Genomic DNA, 25285 nt, shown 5'->3' with positions numbered 1-25285 from the left:
ATTGGCTTTTCGGTGCTTTATTGTCCGGGGACGGCATTATGCGCCGACAGGCAAACTGATCGAGACAGACGGGTGGGCATCTATCTCCCGATCGCGGAAATTTCCGTCAATGTCTTCGTGCTGCTGGCGATGGGCGCGGCGGTGGGCTTCCTGTCGGGCATGTTCGGGGTCGGCGGCGGCTTCCTGATCACGCCGCTTTTGATCTTCTACAACATCCCGCCGGCGATTGCGGTGGCCACCGGCGCCAACCAGGTCATCGCCTCGTCCTTCTCCGGCGCGCTCTCCCACTTCAAGCGCGGCACGCTCGACTTCAAGCTGGGCGGCGTGCTTCTGGCCGGGGGCATCGTCGGCTCGACGGCCGGCATCTACGTTTTTGCACTGTTGCGCCGGGTCGGCCAGCTCGATCTCTTCATCTCGCTGCTGTACGTGGTGCTGCTCGGCACTGTGGGCGGGCTGATGCTGGTCGAAAGCGTCAACGCGCTGCGCGCCAGCCGCAGCGGCGCCGCGCCGGTGCTCAAGAAATCCGGCCAGCACAACTGGATCCACCGGCTGCCGTTCAAGATGCGCTTCCGCGCCTCCAAGCTGTTCGTCAGCGTTATCCCGGTGCTTGGGCTCGGCGCGGGCATCGGCTTCCTGTCGTCGATCATGGGCGTCGGCGGCGGCTTCATCATGGTGCCGGCGCTGATCTACCTGCTCAAGGTGCCGACCAATGTCGTTATCGGCACCTCGCTGTTCCAGATCATCTTCACCTCGGCCTATACGACGCTGGTACACGCCACGACTAACCAGACGGTCGACGTGATCCTGGCGTTCCTCCTGATGGCCGGCGGCGTCGCCGGCGCGCAATACGGCGCCAAGGCCGGCCAGAAGCTGCGCGGCGAACAGTTGCGGGCGCTGCTGGCGATGCTGGTGCTGGCCGTCGCCATCCGCCTTGCCGTCGATCTCTTCGTGACGCCGCCCAATCTCTATTCGCTTACCGCCGCGGGCCTCAACTGATGGCGGCACGACGAGCATTTGCAGCCGCCGTCTCGTTATCGATGCTCTTTGCCCTTTCACCGGCAACGGCGCAGACGCCGCCTGCCGAAAGCATCCAGATCGGCCTGTCGACCGACGCCATTTCCATCACGGCGGGTTTCTCCGGCGCAGACCTGACGATCTTCGGATCGTTGGAAAATCCCGATCCGCTGGTCGCGCGTCAGGGGCGCTATGACGTGATCGTGGTGCTCGAGGGCCCGCCGCGGCCGGTGGTGGTCCGGCGCAAGGACCGGGTGCTCGGCGTCTGGATCAACCTGGACTCAGAGACGTTCGAGAACGTGCCGGTCTCCTATTCCGTCGCGACCACGCGGCCGCTGCAGGACATCGCCGAGCCCGCCAAATACAAGCAGCTCTCGCTCGGCGCCCAGAACCTCTACATGAAACCGGCTGACGAGACCGACAGCCCGGCAACCATCGAGGAATTCACCGCCGCGCTTCGCGACCGCAAGGCGGCGACCGGCCTCTACAGCGAGAATGTCGGCGGCGTGCAGTTCCTGTCGCAGAACCTGTTTCGCGCCACGGTGCGGCTGGCGCCCAACGTGCCGGTCGGCACGCACAAGGCACGCGCGTTCCTGTTCAAGAGCGGCATGTTCGTCAAGGAAAGCTCGGCCCAGCTCGAAATCCGCAAGTCCGGTTTCGAGCAGTCGATCTTCCGCGTCGCGCATGACTATTCCTTCCTCTATGGCGTGTTCGCCGTGTCGCTCGCCATGCTGACCGGCTGGCTGGGCCGCCTCATCTTCCGCAAGGATTGATGTTTCTCGGGAAAGCAGGGGCTTCCCCTTTTCCCGCTTTTGCGATAAATCGCCGCCTCCCCAACCAAAGCGCGTTTCGGCGCGCTTTGGGCTCTTTGTTTTGGTGCATGTCGTCCTCCCAAAACCGCTGCGCACTTTTGGGCGACATGCACTAGGGACAAGCGCACACATCTCAACTTCGGCAGAGCGGTCCGGCCATCCGGATGACGGCGCGCCATGCGTTGCCCTGCCGCCACGAAGCAATCATAGGAGGCTGCGATGCAATCAGCATTCGGCGGCATCGATTTCGGCACGTCCAATTCCACGGTGGGCGTAATCCGAAACGGCCGTGCCCGGCTGGTGGCGCTGGAGGGCGAACAGCCCACTTTGCCGAGCGCCGTGTTCTTCAATTTCGAGGACGGCTACACCTATTTCGGCCGTCGCGCGATCAGCGACTACACCGACAGCATCGAAGGGCGGCTTATGCGCTCGCTGAAGAGCGTGCTGGGCAGCACGCTGGCCAACGAAAAGACACGCATCAAGGCGCGCCAGATCGGCTTCATCGACATCGTCGGCATGTTCGTCGGCCATTTGAAGAAGCGGCTCGAAGAAGACGCGGGCGGCGCGGTCGAGAACGTGGTGCTCGGCAGACCCGTCCAGTTCGTCGACGACGATGCGGCCGCGGACGCAAAGGCGCAGGGCGAATTGGAAAAGGCGGCGCGCGCGCAAGGCTTCAGGCACATCGCCTTCCAGTTCGAGCCGATCGCGGCGGCGCTCGATTACGAGCAGAACGTCACCCGCGAGGAGCTGGCGCTGATCGTCGACATGGGCGGCGGCACGTCCGACTTTTCGATCGTGCGGGTCTCGCCCGAGCGTGCCCGCTCAAATGATCGCAAGGCCGATATCCTGGCCAACCGCGGCGTCCATATCGGCGGCACCGATTTCGACCGGCTGCTCAGCATCGCCCATGTCATGCCCGAGCTCGGCTATCTGACGCGGACCAAGGACCACAAGCGTAACCTGCCGGCGGCCTATTTTGTCGACCTGGCGACCTGGCAGCGCATCAACCTCGTCTACACCGCAAAGGCGATGACGGATCTGAGGCAGATCCGCTACGAGGCAGAGCGCGCCGACCTCGTCGACCGCTTCATCCATGTCGTCGAGCATCGCTACGGCCATGCGATGGCCGGCCTGGTCGAGAGAGCCAAGATCGCGCTGACCGAGCAGTCTTCGGCCGAAGTGAAGGTGTCGCTGCCAGGCGCGCGCTTCGCGGCCGAGATCACGCGGGCCGGCCTGGAGGAGACGATCAGCGGCGACATCGAACGCGTGACCGCGACGGTCAAACAGACGATCGCTGACGCCGGCATTACCGCCTCCGCCATCACCGCCGTGTTCCTCACCGGCGGCTCGACCGCTATCCCGCTGGCGAAGCGGCAGATCCTGTCGCTGGTGCCGCAGGCCGCCGTCATCGAGGGCGACATGTTCGGCTCGGTCGGCCTCGGCCTGGCGCTGGATGCGCAGCGCAAATACGCCTGACTTTTTCTCCTAATTGTCGATATTTGCCAGCGCGTCCGCCCTGCCCGTCAGATGCGCCTTCAGCGCCATCTGGGCGAGGCTTGCCTGCCGGTCGCGATGGGTGATCATGGCGAAGTCGCGCTTCGGCAATTCGACCGGCACGGCCCTGAGGCTGCCTTCCGCCAGGGAGCGCGCGACGACCAGCTCCGAGATGATGGTGGCGCCTGCTCCGGCCTCCACCGCCTGACGCACGGCCTCGTTGCTGGGCAGGACGAGAAAAATCTGCAGCTCGGCCGGCGGGACCCCCTGGTTGTGCGCGAAATCCTCCAGCGCCTCGCGCGTGCCCGAGCCGCCTTCCCTGATGATCCAGCGCAAGGCCCTGATGTCGAGGTTGCCCGCCCGCGTCATCGGGATCTCGGGATGCGAGCGCGCCACCACCAGCATCGGGTGGTCCTCGTCGACCGTGGCGCGGCGCAGGATGTCGGACTCGGTGCGGCCCTCGACCAGGCCGAAATCGGCGCGGCCGTCCAGCACATTGGTCTCGACCTGCCGCGTGTTGCCGATCGTCACGCTCAGCTTCACGGCCGGATAGGCTTCGTGGAAAGACGCCAGGCGACGCGGCAGCCAGTAGCTGGCAATGGTCTGGCTGGCGGCGATCGACAAGCTGCCGGCGACGGTCTGCGAGACATCTTCCAGCACGCCGCGGGCAGCCGTGGCGCGATCCAGAACCGCCTTCGCCTCGGGCAGGAAGCGGTGGCCGGTCTGGGCCAATTCGATGTTGCGTCCGACCCGGTTGAACAGGCGCACGCCATGCTGGCTTTCGAGCGCGCGGATGGCCGCCGAGGCGGCCGACTGCGAGATGCCGAGCCGCTCGGCGGCCTTGGTCATATGGCCGTGTTCGGCGACGGCGACGAAGATGCGCAGCTGATCGAGGGTCATGTGCTAAGTAAGAAGCAAAATCGATCGGAATTACAAGAGCTGCTTGTTAGACGCATCAATGGCTTTGTTCTAAGTTTTTGCCTCGAGTTGGAAAAAATTAGCTGCCTTGCCGCCAAGGTTTGAAATGATCGGGCGCTTCAAATCCCTGTTCGCGCATTGGAGCGGCCGGCTGAAGCGGCAGCTCTCCGGCGAACGCTATCATCCCGAGCTCCACTATATGCGCGGCCCGGGGCCCAAGACGAAGGCCAAGATGGCGAGCGGCAAGAGCGTTCGCGGATCATGAGCAACGCCGCGCCGCGCGGCGCCAATTCCGCACCCTCGCAGCGGCCACTGGTTGACAGCCGAGCACCCGACGAAGGCGACGGCGTCGAAACCTCGCCTGAAGTCTCCGACCGCATCGCCAAGACCACCTGCTATATGTGCGCTTGCCGCTGCGGCATCGACGTCCACATCAAGGACGGCAAGGTCCGCTACATCAACGGCAACAAGGACCACCCGGTGAACCGCGGGGTGATCTGCGGCAAGGGCAGCGCTGGCATCATGCAGCACTACAGCCCGGCGCGGCTCAAAAAGCCGCTGCTGAGGACAGGTCCGCGCGGCTCGGGCGAGTTCCGCGAGATCGAGTGGGACGAGGCGCTCAACATCGCCACCGAAAGGTTATCGGCGATCCGCCGCACCGACCCGAAAAAGCTCGCCTTCTTCACCGGACGCGACCAGTCGCAATCGCTGACCGGCTGGTGGGCATCTAAATTCGGCACGCCGAACTTCGCCGCGCATGGCGGCTTCTGCTCGGTCAACATGGCGGCCGGCGGGCTCTACACGATCGGCGGCTCGTTCTGGGAATTCGGCGAGCCCGACTGGGACAACACCCGATACTTCATGCTGTTCGGCGTCGCCGAGGACCATGATTCCAACCCGATCAAGATCGGCCTCGGCAAGCTCAAGGCGCGCGGCGCCAAGGTGGTTTCGATCAATCCCTGCCGCACCGGCTATAATGCCATCGCCGACGACTGGATCGGCATCAGGCCGGGCACGGACGGGCTGTTCGTGCTGGCGCTGGTCCATGAATTGCTCAAGGCCGGCCGCGTCGATCTCGACTACCTGCTGCGCTATACCAACGCGCCGGTGCTGGTCGTGCAGGAATCAGGCTCAGCCGGCGACGGGTTGTTCGTCCGCGACGCAGACGGCAACCTGCTTGCCTGGGACAGGGCTGCGAAGCAACCGGTCAACGCAGCCGACCCCGAAGCAAAGCCGGCGCTGACCGGCAGGTACGAGGTCGGCGGCCGGCGCTGCGTGCCGGTGTTCCAGCTCATAGCCGACCGCTATCTGGACGAAAACCACTCGCCGAACGCCGTGGCGGAGCGCTGCGGCGTCGACGCCGAGACGATCCGGCGCATCGCGGCGGAGCTGGCGCATGTCGCCTTCGAGCAGACGATCGAACTGCCGGTCGCCTGGACCGACTGGGCGGGCCGACGGCATGAAACGATCAAGGGCCGGCCTGTCTCGATGCATGCCATGCGCGGCATTTCGGCCCATTCCAATGGTTTTCACACCTGCCGCGCCATCCATCTGCTGCAGGTTCTGCTTGGCACTGTCGACGTTCCAGGCGGCTTCCGCTTCAAGCCGCCCTACCCGCGCCCGGCGCCGCCAGGGCCGAAGCCGGCCGGCAAGACCGTTCGGCCGATGACGCCGCTGGACGGCATGCCGCTCGGCTTCGTCTGCGGTCCGGACGATCTCCTGGTCGACGAGGACGGCCTGCCCACCCGCATCGACAAGGCCTATTCGTGGGAAGCGCCCCTGGCCGCGCACGGGCTGATGCACTCGGTCATCCGCAACGCCTGGGCCGGCGATCCTTATCCGATCGACACGCTGATGATGTACATGTCGAACATGGCGTGGAACTCCTCGATGAACACGGTCGAGACGATTGCCATGCTGACCGACAAGGACGAGGCCGGCGCCTACAAGATCCCCTTCATCATCTATTCCGACGCCCATTATTCCGAGACGGTGGCTTTCGCCGATCTGGTGCTGCCCGACACCACCTATCTCGAGCGGCATGATTGCATCAGCCTGCTCGATCGGCCGATCAGCCATGCCGACGGGCCGGGCGACGCCATCCGCCACCCGGTGCTGCAGCCGGATCGCGACGTGCGGCCGTTCCAGTCGGTGCTGATCGAGCTCGGCGCGCGGCTCGGCCTGCCTTGCTTCGTCAACGAGGACGGCTCGGCGAAATACCGCGACTATGCCGACTACATCGTCAACCACGAGCGCACACCCGGCATCGGCCCGCTTGCCGGCTGGCGTGGCAAGAATGGCGGGTCGATCGGCAGGGGCGACGTCAACCCCGATCAGTTGCAGCGCTACATCGACAATGGCGGCTTTTGGCACCACGATTTTTCCGACGACCAGCGCTATTACAAGATGGGCAACCGCGCCTATCTCGATTTCGCGGTCGAGATGGGCTTCATCGCCAAGGCCGAGCCGATCGTCTTCCAGCTCTACTCGGAGCCGATGCAGCGCTTTCGCCTTGCCGCGCGTGGTCATGGCAAGGTGCAGCCCCCGAAGGCTGAGCGCGGCCGCATCGAAGCCTATATGGATCCACTGCCGTTCTGGTACGCGCCCTTCGAGGACGACACCGTCGACCTGCAAAAATATCCGCTGCATGCGCTGACGCAGCGGCCGATGCACATGTACCACTCCTGGGGCTCGCAGAATGCCTGGCTGAGACAGATCACCAGCCAGAACCGACTGTTCGTGCATCACCAGACGGCCGTCGGGCTTGGCCTTGCCGACGATGACTGGGTGTGGATCGAAAGCATCAATGGCCGGGTGAAGGGCCAGATCAAGCTGATCGACGGCGTGAACCCCGACACGGTGTGGACCTGGAACGCCATCGGCAAGCGGCGCGGCAGCTGGGGGCTGAAGGATGATGCGGCGGAGAGCAATCGCGGCTTCCTGCTCAACCACATCATCGGCGACCAGACCGCGGCCGACGCTAGCGGCAAGCGCTATTCGAATTCCGATGCGGTCACGGGACAGGCGGCATGGTTCGATGTGCGCGTGCGCGTCGTGAAATGCGCGGCGGACGAAGCCGGCTTCACCGAGCCGCAATTCGAGCGTTTCCGGCAGCCGCCGAATTTCGAGCCTCCGCCGGATGTGCTTCGCTTCGGCGCTGCGTTTCGCATGAAAAGGGAAGCCGCCGAATGACCTGCCTTCCCGCCCGAACCGAGAAAAAACTGGGCCTCGTCATCGACCTCGATACCTGCGTCGGCTGCCAGGCCTGCGTGACCGCCTGCAAGGAGTGGAACACGGGCGGCCACATGGCGCCGCTGACCGATATCAACCCCTATGGCGCGCATGTCGACGGCGTCTGGTTCAACCGCGTGCATGCTTACGAGCACACGACGGAGCTGGGAGGCCGCACGGTGAACTTCCCGCGCTCCTGCTTGCATTGCGAGCAGCCGGCCTGCGTCACCGTCTGCCCGACCGGCGCCTCCTACAAGCGCGCCGCGGACGGCATCGTGCTAGTCGATGAGGATAAATGCATCGGCTGCAAATTGTGCAGTTGGGCCTGTCCCTACGGCGCGCGCGAGTTCGACAGCGATGTCGGCGTGATGAAGAAATGCACGCTCTGCGTCGACCGCATCTACAACGACAATCTGGCCGAGGAGGACCGCGTGCCGGCCTGCGTCGCCGCCTGCCCGACCAGCGCCCGGCATTTCGGCGATCTCGGCGATCCAGCCTCCGCGATCTCGCAACTGGTCACGGAACGCGGCGGCATCGCGCTGATGCCGGAGCTCGGCTACAAGCCGACCAACAGATACCTGCCGCCGCGCGCCCGCAGCGAACGCGCGGCAAAGGTCGACGCGCCGGCGCTGGAGCCGATCAAGGCCGAGGGCGGTTTCCTCGGCTGGATCGACCGCATGCTTTCGAACTAGCCGATCATGCACCCTGCTTTCTCGGTCGTCTTCTTCACCACCGCCACCGGCGCCGGATACGGCCTGCTGGCGCTGCTCGGCCTGCTTGGCGGGCTGGGATTCATTCCGGCCGATTTCTGGCTTGGCCTTGTCGGCATGGCCCTGGCACTCGGTTTGATCGTCGCCGGGCTGTTGTCCTCCACCGGTCACCTTGGCCGGCCGGAGCGCGCCTGGCGCGCCTTCTCGCAATGGCGCAGTTCGTGGCTGTCGCGTGAAGGCGTGGCGTCGGTCGCGACCTTCATTCCGGCAACACTGTTCGGCATCGGCTGGGTGGTTCTCGACCGAAGCGGCGGATGGGTGGCGGCCGCAGGCCTGGTGGCAGCAGCAGGGGCGATGGTGACGGTCTGCACGACCGGCATGATCTACGCCTCGCTGAAGCCAATTGCGCAGTGGCATAGCCGTTATACTTTGCCGGCTTATCTCATCTTCGCGGCGATGACGGGAAGCGTTCTCGCCAATGCCTTGTTTCAGGGGTTCAAACTGGGCTCAACGGCGGTGCTGACCTGGGCGCTGCTCGTCACGCTCGCCGGCTGGGGCTGGAAGCTTGCGACCTGGCGCTACAATGACCAACTCGAAATCCCGACAACCGCCAACACGGCGACCGGTTTGGCGGGCGGCACCGTACGGTCGATCGAATGGCCTCATACGGAAGAGAATTACCTGCTGAAGGAAATGGGCTTCCGCATCGCGCGCAAGCACAGCGCGAAGCTGCGGCGGATCACGCAGGCGCTGGCTTTCGCGGCGCCCGCTATCCTTCTAGCAATCGCGTTCTTCCTGCCATGGCCCTTGTGCGCAATTGCATCCGCGTTTGCAGCCGTTGCGCAATTCGGCGGCATGCTGGTCGAGCGTTGGCTATTCTTCGCAGAGGCGAAGCACACGGTCATGCTCTATTACGGACGAGAGTAGCGTCTCAGCCCGGCCGCAGCATCGAGCCAGAGATGGCAAAGATGCGCTCGGCGCCCAGCATATAGGCCATCAGCGTTTCCAGCCTGAACAGGCCGGCATAGGCGCGATCGAGCACGTTGAGCGAGCCGGTATAGGCGCCGAAGGCCGGCATGATCATGCGGCCGCCATCGCCGGCAAAGCAGCGGCGCCGGACTGAGCGGCCGCGCTGGACGATGCGCGCGCAGGGGTGGAGATGACCCGATATCTCGCCCTCGATCCGCATCTTCGAGGGCTCGTGCCGGAAGAGCAGCGAGCCGATGGCAAGCTCCCGCACCGTTTCCCCGGGCAGGTCGGCGGGTGCCTCGGGATCGTGGTTGCCGGCGACCCAGAACCAGTCGCGGCCAGCCATCATCGCTTCCAGCCGTTCGCGAAAACTCAGATGCATGCGCTCGGCGCCGCCGCCATCATGGAAGGAGTCGCCGAGGCTGACGACGATCCGCGGCTGGTAGTCGGCGATGACCGACTGCAGCCTGAGCAACGTGGCACCGGTGTCGTAAGGCGGGATCAGCGCGCCGCGCCTGGCGAAGGACGAGCCCTTTTCGAGATGCAGATCGGAGACGGCGAGCAGGCGCAGATCGGGGAAATAGAGAACGCCGCGCCGGTCGCAGACCGCGCGCTCGCCGGCGATGCCGACAAGGTCGGCCTCGGCGATCAGCGTTGCGCGCGACAGCGAAAAATTCATCCCCTCTTCGTCCCTGATACTACTCTACTCGACCCATCGCTTCTTCGACCAGATCGGCGGCTTCCATCAACAGCGTGTCGTTGGCGCCGCCATTGACCGATTCCTTGCCGATCTCCAGCATCACCGGCACCGCCAGCGGCGAGATCTGGTCGAGATGCTTATGCATGATTCGACCGCGCACACGCGAGAGCATCTCGCCAAGTCTGCTGACATCGAGCAATCCGGCCGAGGCGTCGGTCCGCGTTGCCTGCAGCAGGATATGATCCGGCTCATGACTGCGCAGCACATCATAGATCAGGTCGGCCGAGACCGTCACCTGGCGCCCGCTCTTTTCCTGGCCGGGGTAGCGCTTTTCGATAAGCCCGGCGATGACCGCGCAGGTGCGGAAGGTGCGCTTCAGCATCCAGCTCTCGTTCAGCCAGTCCTCCAGATCGTCGCCCAGCATGTCCTCGTCGAAAAGCTGACCGAGCGACGGCTTCCTGGCTTTGAAAAGCGCCGCCATATCGTCCAGCGCCCACACCGCCAGCGAATAGTCGGTGGCGACGAAGCCGAGCGGCCTGGCATGGGCGCGCTCCAGCCGGCGGGTCAAAAGCATGCCGAGCGTCTGGTGCGCCAGCCGGCCCTCGAAGGGATAGGCGACCATGTAATGGCGGTTGCCACGCGGGAAGGTCTCGACCAGAAGGTCGCCGCGCTTCGGCAGCACCGACTTCTCCTGCTGGATCCGCAGCCAGTCGGCCACCTGCTCGGGCAGCAGCTTCCAGCGGTCGCTGTCGGCCAGCATGCCGCGCACCTGCTCGGCGAGATAGGTCGAGAGCGGAAACTTGCCGCCGGCATAGGACGGCACGATGATGTTGGCGCCCGCGCCGTTGGAGACGACGCACTCGTTCTCGCGAATACCTTCGAAGCGCAGCACCTTGCCGGCGAAGAGGAAATTGTCGCCGGGACGCAGCGTCTCGGCGAAATACTCCTCGATCTTGCCGAGCACCGGCCCGCCGCGGCCGGCCATGCCGCGCCCCTGCCGGACATAGCGAATATTGAGCTCCGGCATTTCGACGATGGTGCCGACATTCAGCCGGTATTGCTGCGTCACGCGCGGATGCGAGACGCGCCAGAGCCCGTCCTTGTTCTGGCGGATGCGGGCATAACGCTCATAATTCTTCAGCGCGTAGCCGCCGGTGGCGACGAAGTCGACGACCCGGTCGAAGGTCTCGCGCTCCAGCGCAGTGTATGGGGCAGCACCGCGCACTTCCTCGAACAGGAGGTCGGCGTCGAACGGGCCGCCGCAGGCGACGCCCAGCACGTGCTGCGACAGCACGTCGAGTGCGCCCTTGATCAAAGGCGGCGTGTCCTGCGCGCCGAGATAATTGGCGTCGAGCGCGGCACGGCATTCCAGCACCTCGAAGCGGTTGGCCGGGATCAGGATCGCCTTCGACGGCTCGTCCATGCGGTGGTTGGCGCGGCCGATGCGCTGCGCCAGGCGGCTGGCGCCTTTCGGCGCGCCGACATGCACGACAAGGTCGACATCGCCCCAGTCGATACCGAGATCGAGCGTCGAGGTGGCAACGATAGCGCGCAGCGCATTGTCGGCCATCGCCTTCTCGACGCGGCGGCGCTGGCCGACATCGAGCGAGCCGTGATGGAGCGCGATGGGGAGCGAGTCCTCATTCGCCCGCCAGAGCTCCTGGAACAAAAGCTCCGCCTGGCTGCGCGTGTTGACGAAGAGCAGCGTCGTGCGATGCTCTTTGATCGCCTCGTAGATTTCAGGAATGGCGTAGCGGGCCGAATGGCCGGACCACGGCACGCGCTCACGCGAGTCGAGGATGGAGATGTCGGGCTTGGCGCCGCCGGCAACGGTGATCAGCCCAGCCATGTCGCCGGGTGGGTTCTGAGGAACCAGCCAGCGCCGCAATTCGTCCGGCTCGGCGACGGTTGCCGATAGACCTATGGTCTGCAGCCCGGGAACGAAGGCGCGCAGCCGCGCGAGGCCGAGCGCCAAAAGATGTCCGCGCTTGGAGGTGACGAGCGAATGCAATTCGTCGAGCACGACGTAGCGCAAATCCTCGAAGAACCGCCTAGCGTCGCTCGAGGCGATCAGGAGCGCAAGCTGCTCGGGCGTGGTGAGCAGGATGTCAGGCGGCGCCAGTTTCTGCCGCTGGCGCTTGTGCGAGGGCGTATCGCCGGTGCGGGTTTCGATGGTGAGGGGCAGGCCGATTTCCTCGACCGGCTTGCCGAGATTGCGCTCGATGTCGACGGCCAGGGCCTTGAGCGGCGAGATGTAGAGCGTGTGGATGCCGGGATGCGCCTGGCCCGGCTTGCGCTTCGGACGGTTGGCCAGCTCGGTCAGCGAAGGCAGGAAGCCGGCCAGCGTCTTGCCGGCGCCGGTCGGCGCGATCAGCAGCACCGATTGGCCGCCTTGCGCGTTCGCAAGCAGCTCGAGCTGGTGGACACGCGGCGACCAGCCTTTTTCGCCGAACCATCTGACGAATGGCTCAGGCAGCAGGACGGCGGCATTCTGTTCGGCAAGGCGCGGCTGCTCGGTCACGCGAAACAGGTAGCGCGGCGTGGGCGGATCGCCAAGAAAAATCGGAACAAAAGGGGATCAGCCTTCCTCGGCCCGTTTACGGGGAGAGGATGCCGGCAGGCAGGTGAGGGGCCGCGCCGGCTTTTGATATGATCGTTTGGTCAGACGATAGGTCGGGGCCAACCGCCAACATTCGCGCCGCCCCTCATCCGCCCTTCGAGCACCTTCTCCCCGTGAAACGGGAAAGATCAGGGCCTCCTGAACCCCGTCGGGCCGCCATAAAGATAGCCGATGCGCTCGACCGCCTCTTTCAGCCCTTCGCGCGAGACCAGCATGGTGTGGCCGTTGGCGTGGATCATGTCATCTGCGTCGGTCATGACAGCGACATGGCCTTTCCAGAAGACGAGGTCGCCGCGACGGAGACCTGAATAGTCCGCACCCAGCTCGAACGGCGTGCCGATGCTCGCCGCCTGCATGTCGGAGTCACGCAGCACGTCCTTGCCGGTCATGCGCATCGCCAACTGCACCAAGCCGGAACAGTCGATGCCGAAGCCGGAAACGCCGCCCCAGAGATAGGGTGTGCCGAGGAAACTTTCGGCGACCGTAACGTAGTCCTCGGCCAGTTCGGCGATCGGCCGCAAATGGCCGGCGATGATCGCCTGGCCGGAGGGCAGCAACGCATAATGCGTGCCGCGCGTTTCGGCGGAACGGATCACCGTAACGGTCGAGCCCATCGACAATTGCCCGCCTATAGGAAAGCGCAGATCAGCCCCGGGATAGAGGAAGGTGCGCGGCACCGAAACGATGTGTGTCGGCGCGTGCTCACGCGCCCCAATCATATTGTGCGCCACATAGCCGACATAGCCGTCACGCTCGGCCTGCACCCAGGCCCAGCCTTCCGTATCCTCGAAGACGAGCACATCGTCGCCGAACAGCGTCTGCGTGTTCACGCCCGCATCGGGGCGCGGCGCCTTGCGCAGGTCCGCGACCGACGCCGTGATTCGTGCCGGACGGCCGGCGACGAAGCGCTCGGCGGCGACCTCGCCTTTCAACCTTGCATCGGCAAGGTCGGAACGGAAAGCATGAAGGCGGGCGTCCCTGGCGGTCAAATCGATAATCCAGTCATCAGCAATGAGGGTCGGATGGCGGCAGTGCGGTCAGATCGGCAGCTCATGCGCCCTGGCGACGATACCATCGCCGAAGCGCTCGACAAAGAGCGCGCCTTCCACCGTGCGCCGGATCAGCACGTTGCGCTTGTCGAGCTCGTCGCGATGGCGCGAGACCAGCTTCAGCGCGCCCATCGTATCCAGCGCCCGGGTGATGACCGGCTTGGTGACGTTGAGCTTGGCGGCAAGGCCGCGCACGGTATGGGGCGGCGGGTCGAGATAGATGGTGAACAGGATCGCCGTCTGGCGCATGGTGAGATCCGGCGCGCCGCCGCGCACCTGCGCCAGCATCACCTGCTGCCACAGTCGCAAGGCCTGGCTCGGGCGCATCGAGATCGACATGCGCGAAGCATGCCGGCAAATTGTTTCGGTTCCGTTTCAGTGACGGACCGCCCGCCGATTGCTCAGGCAAATCGCTGCGCAATTACCCGCTCCAGCGCGCGAATGCCCTGCGCCTCGCCGCCGGTCGGGCCGTAAGGGCGATCAGAGGGATTCCAGGCGAAGATGTCGAAATGCGCCCAGCCCGGCGTCTTCTCGACGAAACGCTTGAGGAAAAGCGCGGCGGTGATCGATCCGGCAAAACCGTCGGTGGTGACGTTGTTGATGTCGGCGATCTTGGAGGAAAGCTTCGCATCATAGGGGCGCCACAGAGGCATGCGCCACAGCGGATCCTCGACTGCCACGGACGCGGCGGCGAGGTCGGCGGCGAGCGTTTCATCGGCGGTGTAGAACGGCGGCAGATCAGGCCCCAGCGCGACGCGGGCGGCACCGGTCAGCGTCGCCATGTCGATCAGCAGAGCGGGCTGCTCTTCATCGGCCAGCGCCAGCGCGTCGGCCAGGATCAGCCTGCCTTCGGCGTCGGTGTTGCCGATCTCGACCGTAATGCCCTTGCGGCTCCTCAGCACATCGCCGGGCCGGAAGGCGTTGCCGGCGATCGAATTCTCGACGGCGGGGATGAGCACGCGCAGCCTGACATTCAGTTTCGCCGCCATGATCATGGAGGCGAGACCCAGCACGTTGGCTGCGCCGCCCATGTCCTTCTTCATCAAGAGCATGCCCGAGGACGGCTTGATGTCGAGGCCGCCAGTGTCGAAGCAGACACCCTTGCCGACCAGCGTCACCTTCGGCGCGTCGCTCGGTCCCCAACTCATGTCGATTAGCCGCGGCGCGTCGGTGGAGGCACGGCCGACGGCGTGGATCATCGGGAAGTTCCGCGCCAGGAGATCATCGCCATGGATCACGGAGATATCGGCGCCATGCGCGGCGGCCAGTTGCCGGGCGGCTTCCTCCAGTTCGACCGGCCCCAGGTCGCTGGTCGGCGTGTTGACGAGGTCGCGCGTCAAGAACACGCCGTCGGCGATGCGGCGGACATGCGCGGCGTCGGCGCCTTCCGGCAGCGCAAAGCGCAGAGCCTTGCCGGGCTTCTTGCCGTAGCGGGTGAAGACATAGCCCCCGAGGACCAGCGCGAGCGCGGCCAGATCGGGCTGGCGTAAATCCGATGCGAAATGCCAGTCGCCTTCCGGCAGCGCCCTTGCGAGCGCGCCGAGGGCTAAAGCGCTTTCGCCGTCGCCGGTGCCGAACAGCGCGCCGGCAAGGCCACCGCCCTCGGCCGGCAAGACGAGCGTGCGCCCCGCCTCGCCAGAAAAACCGTTGGCCCTTGCCCAGGCGATGGCGGGCGGCGGCAGCGCCGCGACTTCAAGGGTGTCCTTTGCCACCAGATAGACCGGCAGGGCGGCTTGCGGCTTCTGTTCGACGAGTTCGACGGGCATGCGATGATCTCCAGCCGAACATGACGAGTCGGCGCTTCTTAACGGTCCGTTAGGGTTAACAGAATATTTCTGCGGGAGGGAAGACGGCCAGGCAATGGCCGCACAGGAATGGAGACCGGGCGCAGATGCGTACCACAGCCTTGAACCTTGCAGCCAAGCGCCTGATCACCACCGCCCTCATGGCGGCACTGGCGGCCAGCGTGGCGGGCTGCGGCAGCACCAGCAAATTCACCACCGGCTCCATCTCGCGTTCCGACAGCAAGCCGCTGGAAACGATGTCGGCCGACGACTTGCACACCGCAACCTCCAGGCTCGGCCAATCCTACGCCCGCAATCCGAACGACAAGCGGCTGGCGATAAATTTCGCGGCGGCGCTGCAGATGGACGGCGATGCCGACCAGTCACTGGCCGTGATGCGCAAGCTGGCGATCGCCTATCCCAAGGATCGGGACGTGCTTGCAGCCTATGGCAAGGCGCTTGCCGCCAACGGCCAGTTCGAGCCGGCGCTCGACGCCGTTCGCCGCGCTCAGACGCCCGAATATCCCGACTGGAAGCTGGTGTCGGCGGAAGCCGCCATTCTCGACCAGCTGGGACAGAAGGACGAGGCACGGCAGGACTACCGCAAGGCGCTGGAACTCAAGCCGAACGAGCCTTCGGTACTGTCCAATCTCGGCATGTCCTACGTGCTCGAAGGCGACCTGCGCACGGCCGAAACCTATATGCGCTCGGCCGCGCAACAGCCTGGCGCCGACAGCCGCGTGCGACAGAACCTGGCGCTGGTGGTGGGCCTGCAGGGCCGCTTCGACGAGGCCGAGAAGATCGCCTCGCAGGAACTGTCGCCCGAGCAGGCGCAGGCCAACGTCGCCTATCTGCGCCAGATGCTTGCCCAGCAGAACGCCTGGAACCAGTTGAAGGATCAGGACAAGAACAAAGACAAGGCGAAAGTCGCCACGAACTGACCGCGCGGCGCCGCCAAGCGCCCACTGCTGCTGAAATGAAAAAGCCGCGCGAACCCCGCGCGGCTTTTTCGATTGGGCGAACCGATTTGCCTATTGGCTCGAGGAACTGTGCTGGTCGCCGAAGATACCGCGCTGGCTGACCTGGATGCCGGCCGGGCCCAGAATGATGGCGAACAGAACCGGCAGGAAGAACAGGATCATCGGCACGGTGAGCTTCGGCGGCAGTGCCGCCGCCTTCTTTTCGGCCGCATTCATGCGCATGTCGCGGCTTTCCGAGGCGAGCACGCGCAGCGCGTGCGCCACCGGCGTGCCGTAGCGTTCGGCCTGGACCAGGGCCTGGGAGACCGACTTCACCGATTCCAGGCCGGTGCGGCTTGCCAGGTTTTCATAGGCGACCTTGCGATCCTGCAGATAGGACAGCTCGGCATTGGTGAGCACGAATTCCTCGGCAAGCGGCACCGACTGCGCGCCGATTTCATCGGCGACCCTCCGCAAGGCCGCTTCCACCGACATGCCGGATTCCACGCAGATCAGCATCAGGTCGAGCGCGTCCGGCCAGGCCAGCTGGATCGACTGCTTGCGCTTGGCCGCGCGGTTATTGACGTAGAGGATCGGCGCGTAGAAGCCGCCATAGGCGACGACCACGCAGACGAACAGCTTGATGAAGGCCGGCTGCTGCGGCAGGCCGCCGAGCACGAACAGGTAGATGGCCGCCAGGGCAAATCCGACGAATGGCAGGACGAGGCGGAAGAAGAGGAAGCGCGTCAGCGGGTTCTGGCCGCGAAAGCCCGCCACCTTGAGCTTCTGGATCGTGCTTTCGTCGGCAAGCGCGCGCCTGAGATCCAGCCGGTCGACGATGTTGCGCATGCCGATCGACTGTTCCTCGCGCAGGCCCTTGCGGCGGCGGTCGGCCTCGTTGGCCAGACGCGCACGCTGCTCTGCACGCAGTTTGTCCCGCTCTAGCGCCACGCTCTTCATGCGCGACTTGAGCGACGTGCCGCCGAACGCCGGCATCAGCGTGAAGACCGTCGCGAACACGGCGATGGCGACCAGCATCGCGATCAGGAAGGAAGGGTCGGTGAGTGTCTTGATGACCTGTTCTGTCACTGGACCTGCCCCTACACTTCGAAGTTCATCATCTTGCGCATCACCAGGATGCCGATCGACATCCAGACACCCGCACAGCCCAGGATCAGGTGCCCGACATTGGTGGTGAACAGCGGCATGATATAGTTCGGACTCGACAGATAGACGAGGAAGGCGACGACGAATGGCAAGGCGCCGATGATGACGGCGGATGCCTTGGCCTCCATCGACAGCGCCTGGACCTTGGCCTTCATCTTCTTGCGGTCGCGCAGAACGCGCGAAAGGTTGCCCAGCGCCTCCGACAGGTTGCCGCCGGCCTGCGACTGGATCTGGATGACGATGCCGAAGAAGCCGGCCTCGGTGCACGGCATCGTCTCGGACATGCGCATGGCGGCGTCGGGCACCGACAGGCCCATCTGCTGGGAATCGACGATACGGCGGAATTCGGCGCGGACCGGTTCGGGCGATTCGTTGGCGATCAGGCGGATCGCGTCGTTTAGCGGCAGGCCGGACTTCACCGCGCGCACGATGATGTCGAGCGCGTTCGGAAACTCCTCCAGGAAGGCCTTGACGCGACGCGTGCGGCGAAACGACACGAACCAGCGCGGCAGGCCGAGGCCACCCGCCAGCAATGCGCCTGGCAAAGCCCACAAAGGCGCATTGATGAAAAAGAGAAGGGCCGTCAGGACGAAGCCGCAGACGGCGGAATAGATATAAAAACGCTCGATCGAAACCTTCATGCCGGCCTGGCGGATCTGGACCTTCAGCGGCGGTTTCTTGACGTTGAGATCATTGGCCTTCTGCTTCTCATCGAGCTGCTTGAGCGAGTCCTGCACACTCTTGCGCCGCTTGACCGCTTCCGCCGCGCGGTCGCGCGTGGCTTTCACCACGGACCGGTCGGTTTCAGCCGTCTTGATGGTCTGAAGCCGCTTGTCGGCCTGCTTCTCGTTGTCGATACGCGTGAACAGGAAAGCATAGGCCACCGCGCCGGCGCTTAAGCCAGCCAGCACGACGAACGCCAGTACGGTGGTGTCAAATCCGAACATCGACCGGGGTCCCTAGGGCATTTCGCCGTTCCGAAAAAACGGCGAACCGCCCTATCTCTTTGTTTTGACGCAATTGCGCGCGGAAAACCGCTTCACACGTTTCCTGGACTAGCTTCCAACCTCCAGATGCATCAGTCAGCGCGTTTCTCCATGGCCTCGAGCGCATTGGCGAGGCGCTGCTCCTCGCCATAATAGCGAGCACGGTCCCAGAAATGCGGGCGGCCGATGCCCGTCGACACATGCTCGCCGACCAGCCGGCCGGCCGCGTCCTCGCCCTTGATGTTATAGAGGACAAGATCCTGGGTGATGATGACGTCGCCTTCCATTCCGATCACCTCGGTGATGTGGGTGATACGGCGCGAACCGTCGCGAAGGCGCGCCGCCTGGATGATCACGTCGATCGAGCCGACGACGATCTCGCGCACCGTGCGCTGCGGCAGCGAATAGCCGCCCATCGCGATCATCGATTCGATACGGTTGAGGCACTCGCGCGGGCTGTTCGAGTGGATCGTTCCCATCGAGCCGTCGTGGCCTGTGTTCATCGCCTGCAAAAGGTCGAACACTTCCGGTCCGCGCACCTCGCCTACGATGATCCGCTCCGGACGCATGCGCAGGCAGTTCTTGACCAGGTCGCGCATGGTCACCTCGCCCTCGCCCTCGAGATTGGGCGGCCGGGTTTCGAGACGGACCACATGCGGCTGCTGCAGCTGCAGTTCCGCCGAATCCTCGCAGGTGATGACCCGCTCCTCGCGGTCGATATAGTTGGTCAGGCAGTTGAGCAGCGTGGTCTTGCCGGAGCCCGTGCCGCCCGAGATGACGATGTTGCAGCGAACACGGCCGATGATCTTGAGGACTTCCGCGCCTTGCGGCGAAATGGCGCCGAACTTGACCAGCTGGTCCAGCGTCAGCTTGTCCTTCTTGAACTTGCGGATGGTGAGCGCGGTGCCGTCGATGGCAAGCGGCGGCGCGATGACATTGACGCGCGAGCCATCGGGAAGACGCGCATCGCAGATCGGGCTAGATTCATCAACGCGGCGGCCGACCTGGCTGACGATGCGCTGGCAGATGTTGAGCAGTTGCTGGTTGTCGCGGAAACGGACGCCGGTCTGTTCGACCCTGCCGTTGACTTCGATGTAGACGTTCTTGGAGCCGTTGACCATGATGTCGGCGATGTCGTCGCGGGCAAGCAAGGGCTCCAGCGGTCCATAGCCCAGAACGTCATTGCAGATGTCTTCGAGCAGCTCTTCCTGCTCGGAGATCGACATCGCGAAGTTCTTGATCGCGATGATGTCGTTGACGATGTCGCGGATTTCCTCGCGCGCGCTCTCGGGATCGAGCTTGGCGAGCTGCGACAGGTCGATCGTGTCGATGAGCGCGGAAAAAACCTGGCTTTTGGTGTCGTAGTAGCTCTCCGAGCGCTCGCGCTGGACCCTTCTCGGCGGCTCGGGCGCCATCGGCGGCGCCTCGACGGGGCGGCGGGTCGGTGGCGCGGCTGGCGTGCTGGATGCCGGCGCGGCGGGACGCTCGGCCGTCATCGTTCCCGTTGGAGCGGGAGCAGCGGGAGCGGATGCCGGCGGACGGAATTCGGGCGCTGCCCGGTTGCCGTCGTCTGTGCCTCTCTTACCAAACATGATCGACTACCCGATGCCGCTCAATCAGCGTCACTTCTTGTTGCGCGAGAGCTTGCCGAGGATCGAGCCCAGGCCTGCCTTCTTCTTTGCCTTGATTTCGCTGCGCCCGGTCAGCACATGCGCTATTTCATTGATGGTGGCGACGACCGGGTTCTTGGCGTCCATTTCGCTCAGCATGCGGCCGTTGTTGGCGGCATTGCCGAACAGCAGCGGTTCGAAGTTGATCACCGCCATCGGGGTGATGCCAAGCGGCTCGGCGAAATCGGCAGCCGCGATCTCCGGCCGCTTCGGCACCCCCGCCTGGTTGATGATCAGCTTCGGCGGCGGATCGTTCGGACGCAGCCGCTTCAGCATGTCCACCATGTTCTTGGTGTTGCGAAGATTTGCGAGCTCGGGCGTGGCGGTGATGACGATCTCGTCGGCCTTGATCAGCGTGCTCTTCGTCCACCCGCTCCAGATATGCGGCATATCGAGCACAAGCAGAGGCGCGCTGCGCTGCGCCGTCTCGATAACCTGCGAGAAGGCCTCGGCGTCGAAATCATAGACGCGCTCGAGCGTGGAAGGGGCAGCGAGCAGCGACAGATGTTCGGCGCATTGCGCGAGCAGGCGATCGAGATAGACCTCGTCGACCCGCTCAGGCGAAAACACGGCTTCGGCGATGCCTTGCGCCGGGTCCTGGTCGAAATTGATGTTGGCCGTGCCGAAGGCGAGATCGAGATCGGCGATGACGACTTCGGATTTGAACAGCGACGACATCGCCCAGGCGACATTGTGGGCGATGGTCGAGGAGCCGACGCCGCCCTTGGCGCCGATGAAGGCGATCGAACGGCCGATCGGCTCCGATTCCGGATCGACGAATATCGACGACACGACGCTGACGATGTCTGTCATCGAGACCGGCGCGATGACATATTCGGAAATGCCCGAACGGATCAGCTCGCGGTACAGCCCGACATCATTGTAGTGGCCGATGACCACGACCTTGGAGGACGGATCGCAATATTCCGCGAGCTGGCCGAGTTGTTCGAGCAGTTGCTGCGGTTCGCTGCGCGATTCCAGCAGGATCAGGTTCGGCGTCGGCGCGGATTGATAGAACTCGATCGCGGTCGGGACGCCGCCCATGTGGACCTTGAGGTGGGCCTTGGCCATGCGGCGATCCTCGCCAGCACGCTCCACGGGGTTGGCGACGCCTTCGGTCTCGCAGAAGGCCTGGATCGAAATGCGCGGCACCGGACGCAGCGCCTGCATGGCGGCGATGTCCTGCTGCGAAAGATCGCCGGTCTCCGCGGGCGTGTCGTAGGCAAGATTGCTCATCGTCATGCTCTTTCCGTGACTGCTCTCTTCGTCGTCCGGCGCGGCTTAGTAAGTCACTTCCGAATTACCCAGGAATTCGTTCGAAATGCCTCTCGAGCGATAGAGATCGATTACCGCGCCCCGGTTTTCGGCATCGATATCGGACTGCTTGCGCGGCCCGAGCAGATCGTTGGGGTTGGCCACCTGGGCTGCGAGATTGTTCTGATAGGAGCAGCCGAAGTCGGCATAGTGCTTGTTCTCCGAGGTCTCCGCCAGGTCTTCGGGCCAACGCCCGCATTTGTCGGTCTGGGCCCTCACAGCAACGAACGCAACACGCACCGGTGCGGACGCTTCCGGAACATCCGACTGATAGGATGTCATGACGATGCGGTTGCGCTTGATGCCGTCGGCAACGGCGACCCGCGCGAAGTCGCGCCCCGCCACCAGTGCTGCCACCTCATTGGCCGAGCCGCGCGGGATTGCGATGGTCAGCGACGGGGCGGCTCCCTTGTCGTAGCCATCGAGGAAGCCAAGCAGCGTGTCGCGCTGGGCACCTGTCATGCCGCGATCACCGGCGCCGACCGGCAGGTCGATCTTCTGGTTCTTCTCGGCAATGACGATCGGATGGGTCGTGCGGTAATCGTCCGGAACCGATCCGACCGTGATGCTGTCGCGATTGGCGCATCCGGCGAGCGAAGCGGCAAGGGCGATCGCCAGTGCCGGGACCACCTGCCGGCGGATCCTTGTGATACCGGATGCTGTCCGGACCGTCATGATCTTCGATGCTGACTTGGACATATCCGCATTCCCACTCATTTGTAGATGAAACCGACGACGCCGTGATAGCGACCCGGCGGCCTGTCGGTCTGCATGGTGCCGTAGACGCGGTTGACGCGGCCAAGGAACATGGCAGCGCCGTCGCTGGCCGCGTTGAAGTTGTCATCCGGCTTGGCCAGGTCGTTGCGCGCCACCGGCCGCGACAGATATGGCGTGATGATGATGACGAGTTCGCTCTCGTTGCGGACGAAATCGCGACTACGGAACAGCGTGCCGAGCACCGGTATCTTGGCCAGACCCGGCAATCCGGCGACCGCTTGACGCACGTCGTCGCGAACCAGGCCGGCGATCATCATGGAACCGCCGGACGGCAGTTCGACAGTGGTGTCGGCAAGTCTCTTGCGGATCGACAAGAATGTGGTGCCTGGCAATGTCACGGCGCCATTGCCGCCACCTGCAGCGGTTGACGAACCTTCAGTGGTCGGCTCCGAAACGGCCGTTCTGACCTTGAGACTGATGCGGCCGGCCGACAGCACGACGGGCTGGAACTCCAGGCCAATGCCATATTCGATCTTCTGGTTGGTGTAGGTGGTCTGACCCGTCTGGTTGTCGGTCGAGACGTTGCTCGAGCGATCGGTAACGAGGTTGTACTCGCCGCCCACCTTGAACGTCGCCTTTTCGCCAGAGACGGCGGTGAGGGTCGGTTCGGCGAGCGTCTTCATGACGCCGCTCTGCTCCATTGCATTGATGTAGGCCTGAATGCCGTTGCCGAGACCGTCACCCAAAAGCAGCCCGGATGTCGACGAAAGCGGCTTGCCCAATCCATAGGCCGGAGAACTGGCTGTACCATAGGAAATCCCATTGGCGCTGCCGTTGCCCACCATATTGACGCCGAGCTGCTTCATCACCGAGCGGCTGACCTCGGCGACGGTCACCTTGAGCGTCACCTGATCGTCGCCGATGATCTGCAACAGGTTGACGATCTTCGAGACCCTGCGTTCCTGGTCGGGGTTGTTGATGTCGACGCCGCCATTGACGGAGCCGCCGGCGGCGGTTTGCGAATATTGGCCCGTCGTCGCTTCACCGCCGGACACGAAGATCGTTGCCAGATCGACGGCGCGTTTGGCATCGAGCGGCGTGTCGACCATGCCTGTCAGGACGACGTTGTCGTTCAGCAGCTCGACCTTGATTTGCGAGGACGGGATGAAACGCTTCAGATAATCCTCCAGCCCGGCGACGTCGCGCTCGACGGCGAGATCGAGGCTGACGATCTGCTCGCCATTGGGGCCGAAAACGAAGATGTTGGTCTCGCCGACCGCCTTGCCGAACAAATAGATCCGCCGCGCCGTGCGGGTCACGGCATCGGCAACCGCCGGGTTGGCGACAAGGATGTCGTAAGCGTCGCTCGGGAGGTCGATGACGACGGACTTGTTGAGGCCGAGCTTGACGCGCTGCGTGGCAACGGAAGCCGATACGCCGGCGCTTGCGGCTTTGGCTTCGCCCAGTCCCGGAGCGTTGGTGCCGAGCAGGAACAGGCCGATCGCGCCGGCCGCCAGGAAGGGGAGCAGTTTACCGTTCAGCCTCATTTCCTTGCTCCCACCTCGGAAACCTCACCCGACTTGATCAGTCGCACCGTTCCGCGCCGGCCATTGCCGTTGACCAGATAGTCGGCCTCGTCCGTAATCTTTTCATGGATGTCGGTGATCGGGCGCAGCGCCAGCGTCAGGCGGTCCGCCATCTGCTGCGCCACGGTGATGATCTCGGCCTGCTGCGGCGTCAGCTCCAGCGTCGCGGTCTGGCCGACCCTGGTCTTCTTGCCTTCCTCGTCTTCCTGGATGGTCTGGTCGATGGCCAGCACGCGGATGTTCTTGAGGATCGTCTCGGTGTTGAAGCCGCTGCCGCCATTGCCGGTGTCGGCTCGGCGGGTCATGATGACGTCGACGAAGTCGTTGGGCAGGATGAAGCCGCCGGCGGACGTATCGGCCGATATCGCGGTCGCTACGGCGCGCATTCCGGAAGGCAGGATCGACGACATGAAGCTCTGCCCCTCGCCGACCAGCTTCGAGCGGCGCAAGGGCTCGCCCGTATACATAGCCACGCGCGCAACGGAGCCCTTGAGCTTTTCGACCGCGTCCGGTTCGGCGGCGCGGGTGATGAAATTGGCATTGACGCCGTCCGCCGGCCATTCTTCCCAACTGATGTTGGTGCCGAGCTGGCTGCCCATCGGCACGTCGCCGGAAAGCACCAGCACGTCCTGCAGCGCGATGGCCGGCTGCGTGGGCGCATTGACGACGACCTGGGGCGGCGGCGCAACGACCATGTTCTTCGCGACATAACCCGCGCCACCCGCCGCGACCGCAGCCACGCTGAGAATAATCAATCGGGATGCTGGCATTCGTCCGAAACCCTTCGCCTCGTGGCAAACCACCTCGCCAGGCCGGACTTTGCAGCCGCAATCGTCAAAACAAGGTTAATGCAATGCTTACGATCGTGATTAATTTAAGGTTTACTCAAATTAGATCGAACGGCCCGGCCGTTAACAAAAAAGGCGGCTAGGCCGCCTTCGGATCCAACAAAAAGGCGGCTATACCGCCCGGGATCGCCGACATCGATGTCGTCAAGCCTAGGTCGTGAGCCTCTGCAGCGCCCAGACCATCAGCGGCGAATCCGGGAAAGTAATCAGTCCGCCGGCGCCAAGCGCGACGGCATAGGGGACGCCCACGCTCTCGTCGGCGAAATTGCGCAGAAATCGGCTGTGGCCGGTATACGTGGCCAGCGGCGATTTCCGGTAAGCAATGATTGCGACCGTCAACAGGCCTCCGATGAAAGCCGACGTCACCAGATAACCGATCAGGTTGATGTTGAGGCCCATCCATAGAGCGGTCGCGGCCAGAAGCTTCGCGTCGCCGCCGCCCATGCCGCCGAGCGCGAAAAGGCCGAACGTCACCGCAAGCACCAGAGCGCCCGCGGCAAAGTGCCAGCCAAAGGTTGCCCAGTCCATCCCGGTGAGCGGCGCGACAAGCGCGAAGGTCGCCACCAAGAGCACGGGAACGCGGTTGGCGATCGTCATCGACAAGGTGTCCGAGACCGCAGCAAACAGCATGCAGAAAGGAAAGACGACGAAGATCACGGCTTCAAGCATGGATGCGGCGTGCCTGTGGCAGGTTTTCCAGCGATATCCTAGGCGCGCTGGATTAACGATCGATGAGG

22 protein-coding genes are annotated in these 25285 nt (G+C 64.3%); 8 read left to right on the top strand and 14 right to left on the bottom strand.

Annotated elements, in window-relative coordinates; genetic code table 11:
• The first annotated feature begins 72 nt into the window (after nucleotides 1-72).
• The 3 genes from DPM33_RS25055 to DPM33_RS25040 all read left to right on the top strand — a co-directional run bounded on the left by DPM33_RS25055 (nucleotide 73) and on the right by DPM33_RS25040 (nucleotide 3302).
• Entirely contained in the window at nucleotides 73-996 is a 924-nt protein-coding gene (locus tag DPM33_RS25055) for a sulfite exporter TauE/SafE family protein (RefSeq protein ID WP_112100083.1), read from the top strand.
• Nucleotides 996-1787, top strand: a complete 792-nt coding sequence (locus tag DPM33_RS25050) for a TIGR02186 family protein (RefSeq protein WP_112100082.1) — start codon at nucleotides 996-998, stop codon at nucleotides 1785-1787. The genes DPM33_RS25055 and DPM33_RS25050 overlap by 1 nt, the downstream gene beginning before the upstream one ends.
• Nucleotides 1788-2045: 258 nt before the next feature.
• Entirely contained in the window at nucleotides 2046-3302 is a 1257-nt protein-coding gene (locus DPM33_RS25040) for an Hsp70 family protein (protein WP_112100081.1), read from the top strand.
• Between the two features lie 9 nt (nucleotides 3303-3311).
• On the opposite strand, the gene DPM33_RS25035 is transcribed toward DPM33_RS25040, so the two are convergent.
• The gene (locus DPM33_RS25035) at nucleotides 3312-4220 is read right to left on the bottom strand and encodes a LysR family transcriptional regulator (RefSeq protein WP_112100080.1); all 909 of its coding nucleotides are present in this window, start codon (nucleotides 4218-4220) and stop codon (nucleotides 3312-3314) included.
• A gap of 124 nt (nucleotides 4221-4344) precedes the next feature.
• Here DPM33_RS25035 and DPM33_RS36375 point away from each other — a divergent pair, with 124 nt between their 5' ends.
• From DPM33_RS36375 to DPM33_RS25020, 4 genes are read left to right on the top strand one after another with little or no spacing between them, the layout of a single operon-like run.
• On the top strand, nucleotides 4345-4503 hold the full coding sequence (locus DPM33_RS36375; RefSeq protein ID WP_167449204.1) for a hypothetical protein: 159 nt from the start codon (nucleotides 4345-4347) through the stop codon (nucleotides 4501-4503).
• Nucleotides 4500-7430 carry a molybdopterin oxidoreductase family protein gene (locus tag DPM33_RS25030; protein ID WP_112100079.1) on the top strand — a complete coding sequence of 977 codons (2931 nt, stop codon included), beginning with the start codon at nucleotides 4500-4502 and terminating at the stop codon, nucleotides 7428-7430. The genes DPM33_RS36375 and DPM33_RS25030 overlap by 4 nt, the downstream gene beginning before the upstream one ends.
• A complete protein-coding gene (locus DPM33_RS25025; RefSeq protein WP_112100078.1) occupies nucleotides 7427-8161 on the top strand; it encodes a 4Fe-4S dicluster domain-containing protein in 735 nt (244 codons plus the stop codon). Before DPM33_RS25030 ends, DPM33_RS25025 begins: the two co-directional genes overlap by 4 nt.
• Before the next feature lie 6 nt (nucleotides 8162-8167).
• Complete coding sequence (locus tag DPM33_RS25020) at nucleotides 8168-9106, top strand: dimethyl sulfoxide reductase anchor subunit family protein (RefSeq protein ID WP_112100077.1); 939 nt, start codon at nucleotides 8168-8170, stop codon at nucleotides 9104-9106.
• Nucleotides 9107-9110: 4 nt separating this feature from the next.
• On the opposite strand, the gene pdeM is transcribed toward DPM33_RS25020, so the two are convergent.
• The 5 genes from pdeM to DPM33_RS24995 form a co-directional block, all read right to left on the bottom strand.
• Entirely contained in the window at nucleotides 9111-9827 is a 717-nt protein-coding gene (pdeM, locus tag DPM33_RS25015; RefSeq protein WP_112100076.1) for a ligase-associated DNA damage response endonuclease PdeM, read from the bottom strand.
• A gap of 19 nt (nucleotides 9828-9846) precedes the next feature.
• Nucleotides 9847-12369 carry a ligase-associated DNA damage response DEXH box helicase gene (locus DPM33_RS25010; RefSeq protein WP_112100075.1) on the bottom strand — a complete coding sequence of 841 codons (2523 nt, stop codon included), beginning with the start codon at nucleotides 12367-12369 and terminating at the stop codon, nucleotides 9847-9849.
• Between the two features lie 227 nt (nucleotides 12370-12596).
• Entirely contained in the window at nucleotides 12597-13457 is an 861-nt protein-coding gene (locus DPM33_RS25005; protein ID WP_167449203.1) for a C40 family peptidase, read from the bottom strand.
• Nucleotides 13458-13505: 48 nt separating this feature from the next.
• Nucleotides 13506-13856, bottom strand: a complete 351-nt coding sequence (locus tag DPM33_RS25000) for a MarR family winged helix-turn-helix transcriptional regulator (RefSeq protein WP_112100073.1) — start codon at nucleotides 13854-13856, stop codon at nucleotides 13506-13508.
• Between the two features lie 62 nt (nucleotides 13857-13918).
• Nucleotides 13919-15283: a leucyl aminopeptidase family protein gene (locus DPM33_RS24995; RefSeq protein ID WP_112100072.1), complete on the bottom strand. Its 1365-nt coding sequence runs from the start codon at nucleotides 15281-15283 to the stop codon at nucleotides 13919-13921.
• A 125-nt stretch (nucleotides 15284-15408) separates the two neighbouring features.
• On the opposite strand from DPM33_RS24995, the gene DPM33_RS24990 reads away from it, so the two are divergent.
• The gene (locus DPM33_RS24990) at nucleotides 15409-16242 is read left to right on the top strand and encodes a tetratricopeptide repeat protein (RefSeq protein ID WP_112100071.1); all 834 of its coding nucleotides are present in this window, start codon (nucleotides 15409-15411) and stop codon (nucleotides 16240-16242) included.
• A 90-nt stretch (nucleotides 16243-16332) separates the two neighbouring features.
• On the opposite strand, the gene DPM33_RS24985 is transcribed toward DPM33_RS24990, so the two are convergent.
• From DPM33_RS24985 to DPM33_RS24950, 8 genes are all read right to left on the bottom strand, one after another.
• Nucleotides 16333-17349, bottom strand: a complete 1017-nt coding sequence (locus tag DPM33_RS24985) for a type II secretion system F family protein (RefSeq protein WP_112100070.1) — start codon at nucleotides 17347-17349, stop codon at nucleotides 16333-16335.
• Nucleotides 17350-17360: 11 nt separating this feature from the next.
• Nucleotides 17361-18374 carry a type II secretion system F family protein gene (locus DPM33_RS24980; RefSeq protein WP_112100069.1) on the bottom strand — a complete coding sequence of 338 codons (1014 nt, stop codon included), beginning with the start codon at nucleotides 18372-18374 and terminating at the stop codon, nucleotides 17361-17363.
• A gap of 131 nt (nucleotides 18375-18505) precedes the next feature.
• Nucleotides 18506-20005, bottom strand: coding sequence for a TadA family conjugal transfer-associated ATPase (locus DPM33_RS24975; protein WP_112100068.1), 1500 nt, complete (start codon nucleotides 20003-20005; stop codon nucleotides 18506-18508).
• Nucleotides 20006-20035: 30 nt separating this feature from the next.
• On the bottom strand, nucleotides 20036-21319 hold the full coding sequence (locus tag DPM33_RS24970) for a CpaE/TadZ family protein (protein ID WP_208648450.1): 1284 nt from the start codon (nucleotides 21317-21319) through the stop codon (nucleotides 20036-20038).
• 45 nt (nucleotides 21320-21364) lie between these two features.
• Complete coding sequence (locus DPM33_RS24965; RefSeq protein ID WP_112100066.1) at nucleotides 21365-22096, bottom strand: CpaD family pilus assembly protein; 732 nt, start codon at nucleotides 22094-22096, stop codon at nucleotides 21365-21367.
• Nucleotides 22097-22110: 14 nt separating this feature from the next.
• A complete protein-coding gene (locus DPM33_RS24960; RefSeq protein WP_112100065.1) occupies nucleotides 22111-23661 on the bottom strand; it encodes a type II and III secretion system protein family protein in 1551 nt (516 codons plus the stop codon).
• Entirely contained in the window at nucleotides 23658-24470 is an 813-nt protein-coding gene (gene cpaB / locus DPM33_RS24955) for a Flp pilus assembly protein CpaB (RefSeq protein WP_112100064.1), read from the bottom strand. The genes DPM33_RS24960 and cpaB overlap by 4 nt, the downstream gene beginning before the upstream one ends.
• A gap of 228 nt (nucleotides 24471-24698) precedes the next feature.
• Nucleotides 24699-25217: an A24 family peptidase gene (locus tag DPM33_RS24950; protein WP_112100063.1), complete on the bottom strand. Its 519-nt coding sequence runs from the start codon at nucleotides 25215-25217 to the stop codon at nucleotides 24699-24701.
• Nucleotides 25218-25285: the final 68 nt, after the last annotated feature.

Source organism: Mesorhizobium hawassense, assembly GCF_003289945.1.
Taxonomy (GTDB): Bacteria; Pseudomonadota; Alphaproteobacteria; order Rhizobiales; family Rhizobiaceae; genus Mesorhizobium; species Mesorhizobium hawassense.
Note: the sequence above shows the minus strand (reverse complement) of the source record. Positions and strands in the feature narration are given on the sequence as shown.

Coding starts and splice junctions, on each gene's coding strand:
- DPM33_RS25050 (WP_112100082.1), top strand. CDS start 996: ATGGCGGCACGACGAGCATTTGCAGCCGCCGTCTCGTTATCGATGCTC.
- DPM33_RS25040 (WP_112100081.1), top strand. CDS start 2,046: ATGCAATCAGCATTCGGCGGCATCGATTTCGGCACGTCCAATTCCACG.
- DPM33_RS25035 (WP_112100080.1), bottom strand. CDS start 4,220: ATGACCCTCGATCAGCTGCGCATCTTCGTCGCCGTCGCCGAACACGGC.
- DPM33_RS36375 (WP_167449204.1), top strand. CDS start 4,345: ATGATCGGGCGCTTCAAATCCCTGTTCGCGCATTGGAGCGGCCGGCTG.
- DPM33_RS25030 (WP_112100079.1), top strand. CDS start 4,500: ATGAGCAACGCCGCGCCGCGCGGCGCCAATTCCGCACCCTCGCAGCGG.
- DPM33_RS25025 (WP_112100078.1), top strand. CDS start 7,427: ATGACCTGCCTTCCCGCCCGAACCGAGAAAAAACTGGGCCTCGTCATC.
- DPM33_RS25020 (WP_112100077.1), top strand. CDS start 8,168: ATGCACCCTGCTTTCTCGGTCGTCTTCTTCACCACCGCCACCGGCGCC.
- pdeM (WP_112100076.1), bottom strand. CDS start 9,827: ATGAATTTTTCGCTGTCGCGCGCAACGCTGATCGCCGAGGCCGACCTT.
- DPM33_RS25000 (WP_112100073.1), bottom strand. CDS start 13,856: ATGTCGATCTCGATGCGCCCGAGCCAGGCCTTGCGACTGTGGCAGCAG.
- DPM33_RS24995 (WP_112100072.1), bottom strand. CDS start 15,283: ATGCCCGTCGAACTCGTCGAACAGAAGCCGCAAGCCGCCCTGCCGGTC.
- DPM33_RS24990 (WP_112100071.1), top strand. CDS start 15,409: ATGCGTACCACAGCCTTGAACCTTGCAGCCAAGCGCCTGATCACCACC.
- DPM33_RS24980 (WP_112100069.1), bottom strand. CDS start 18,374: ATGTTCGGATTTGACACCACCGTACTGGCGTTCGTCGTGCTGGCTGGC.
- DPM33_RS24975 (WP_112100068.1), bottom strand. CDS start 20,005: ATGTTTGGTAAGAGAGGCACAGACGACGGCAACCGGGCAGCGCCCGAA.
- DPM33_RS24970 (WP_208648450.1), bottom strand. CDS start 21,319: ATGAGCAATCTTGCCTACGACACGCCCGCGGAGACCGGCGATCTTTCG.
- DPM33_RS24965 (WP_112100066.1), bottom strand. CDS start 22,096: ATGTCCAAGTCAGCATCGAAGATCATGACGGTCCGGACAGCATCCGGT.
- DPM33_RS24960 (WP_112100065.1), bottom strand. CDS start 23,661: ATGAGGCTGAACGGTAAACTGCTCCCCTTCCTGGCGGCCGGCGCGATC.
- cpaB (WP_112100064.1), bottom strand. CDS start 24,470: ATGCCAGCATCCCGATTGATTATTCTCAGCGTGGCTGCGGTCGCGGCG.
- DPM33_RS24950 (WP_112100063.1), bottom strand. CDS start 25,217: ATGCTTGAAGCCGTGATCTTCGTCGTCTTTCCTTTCTGCATGCTGTTT.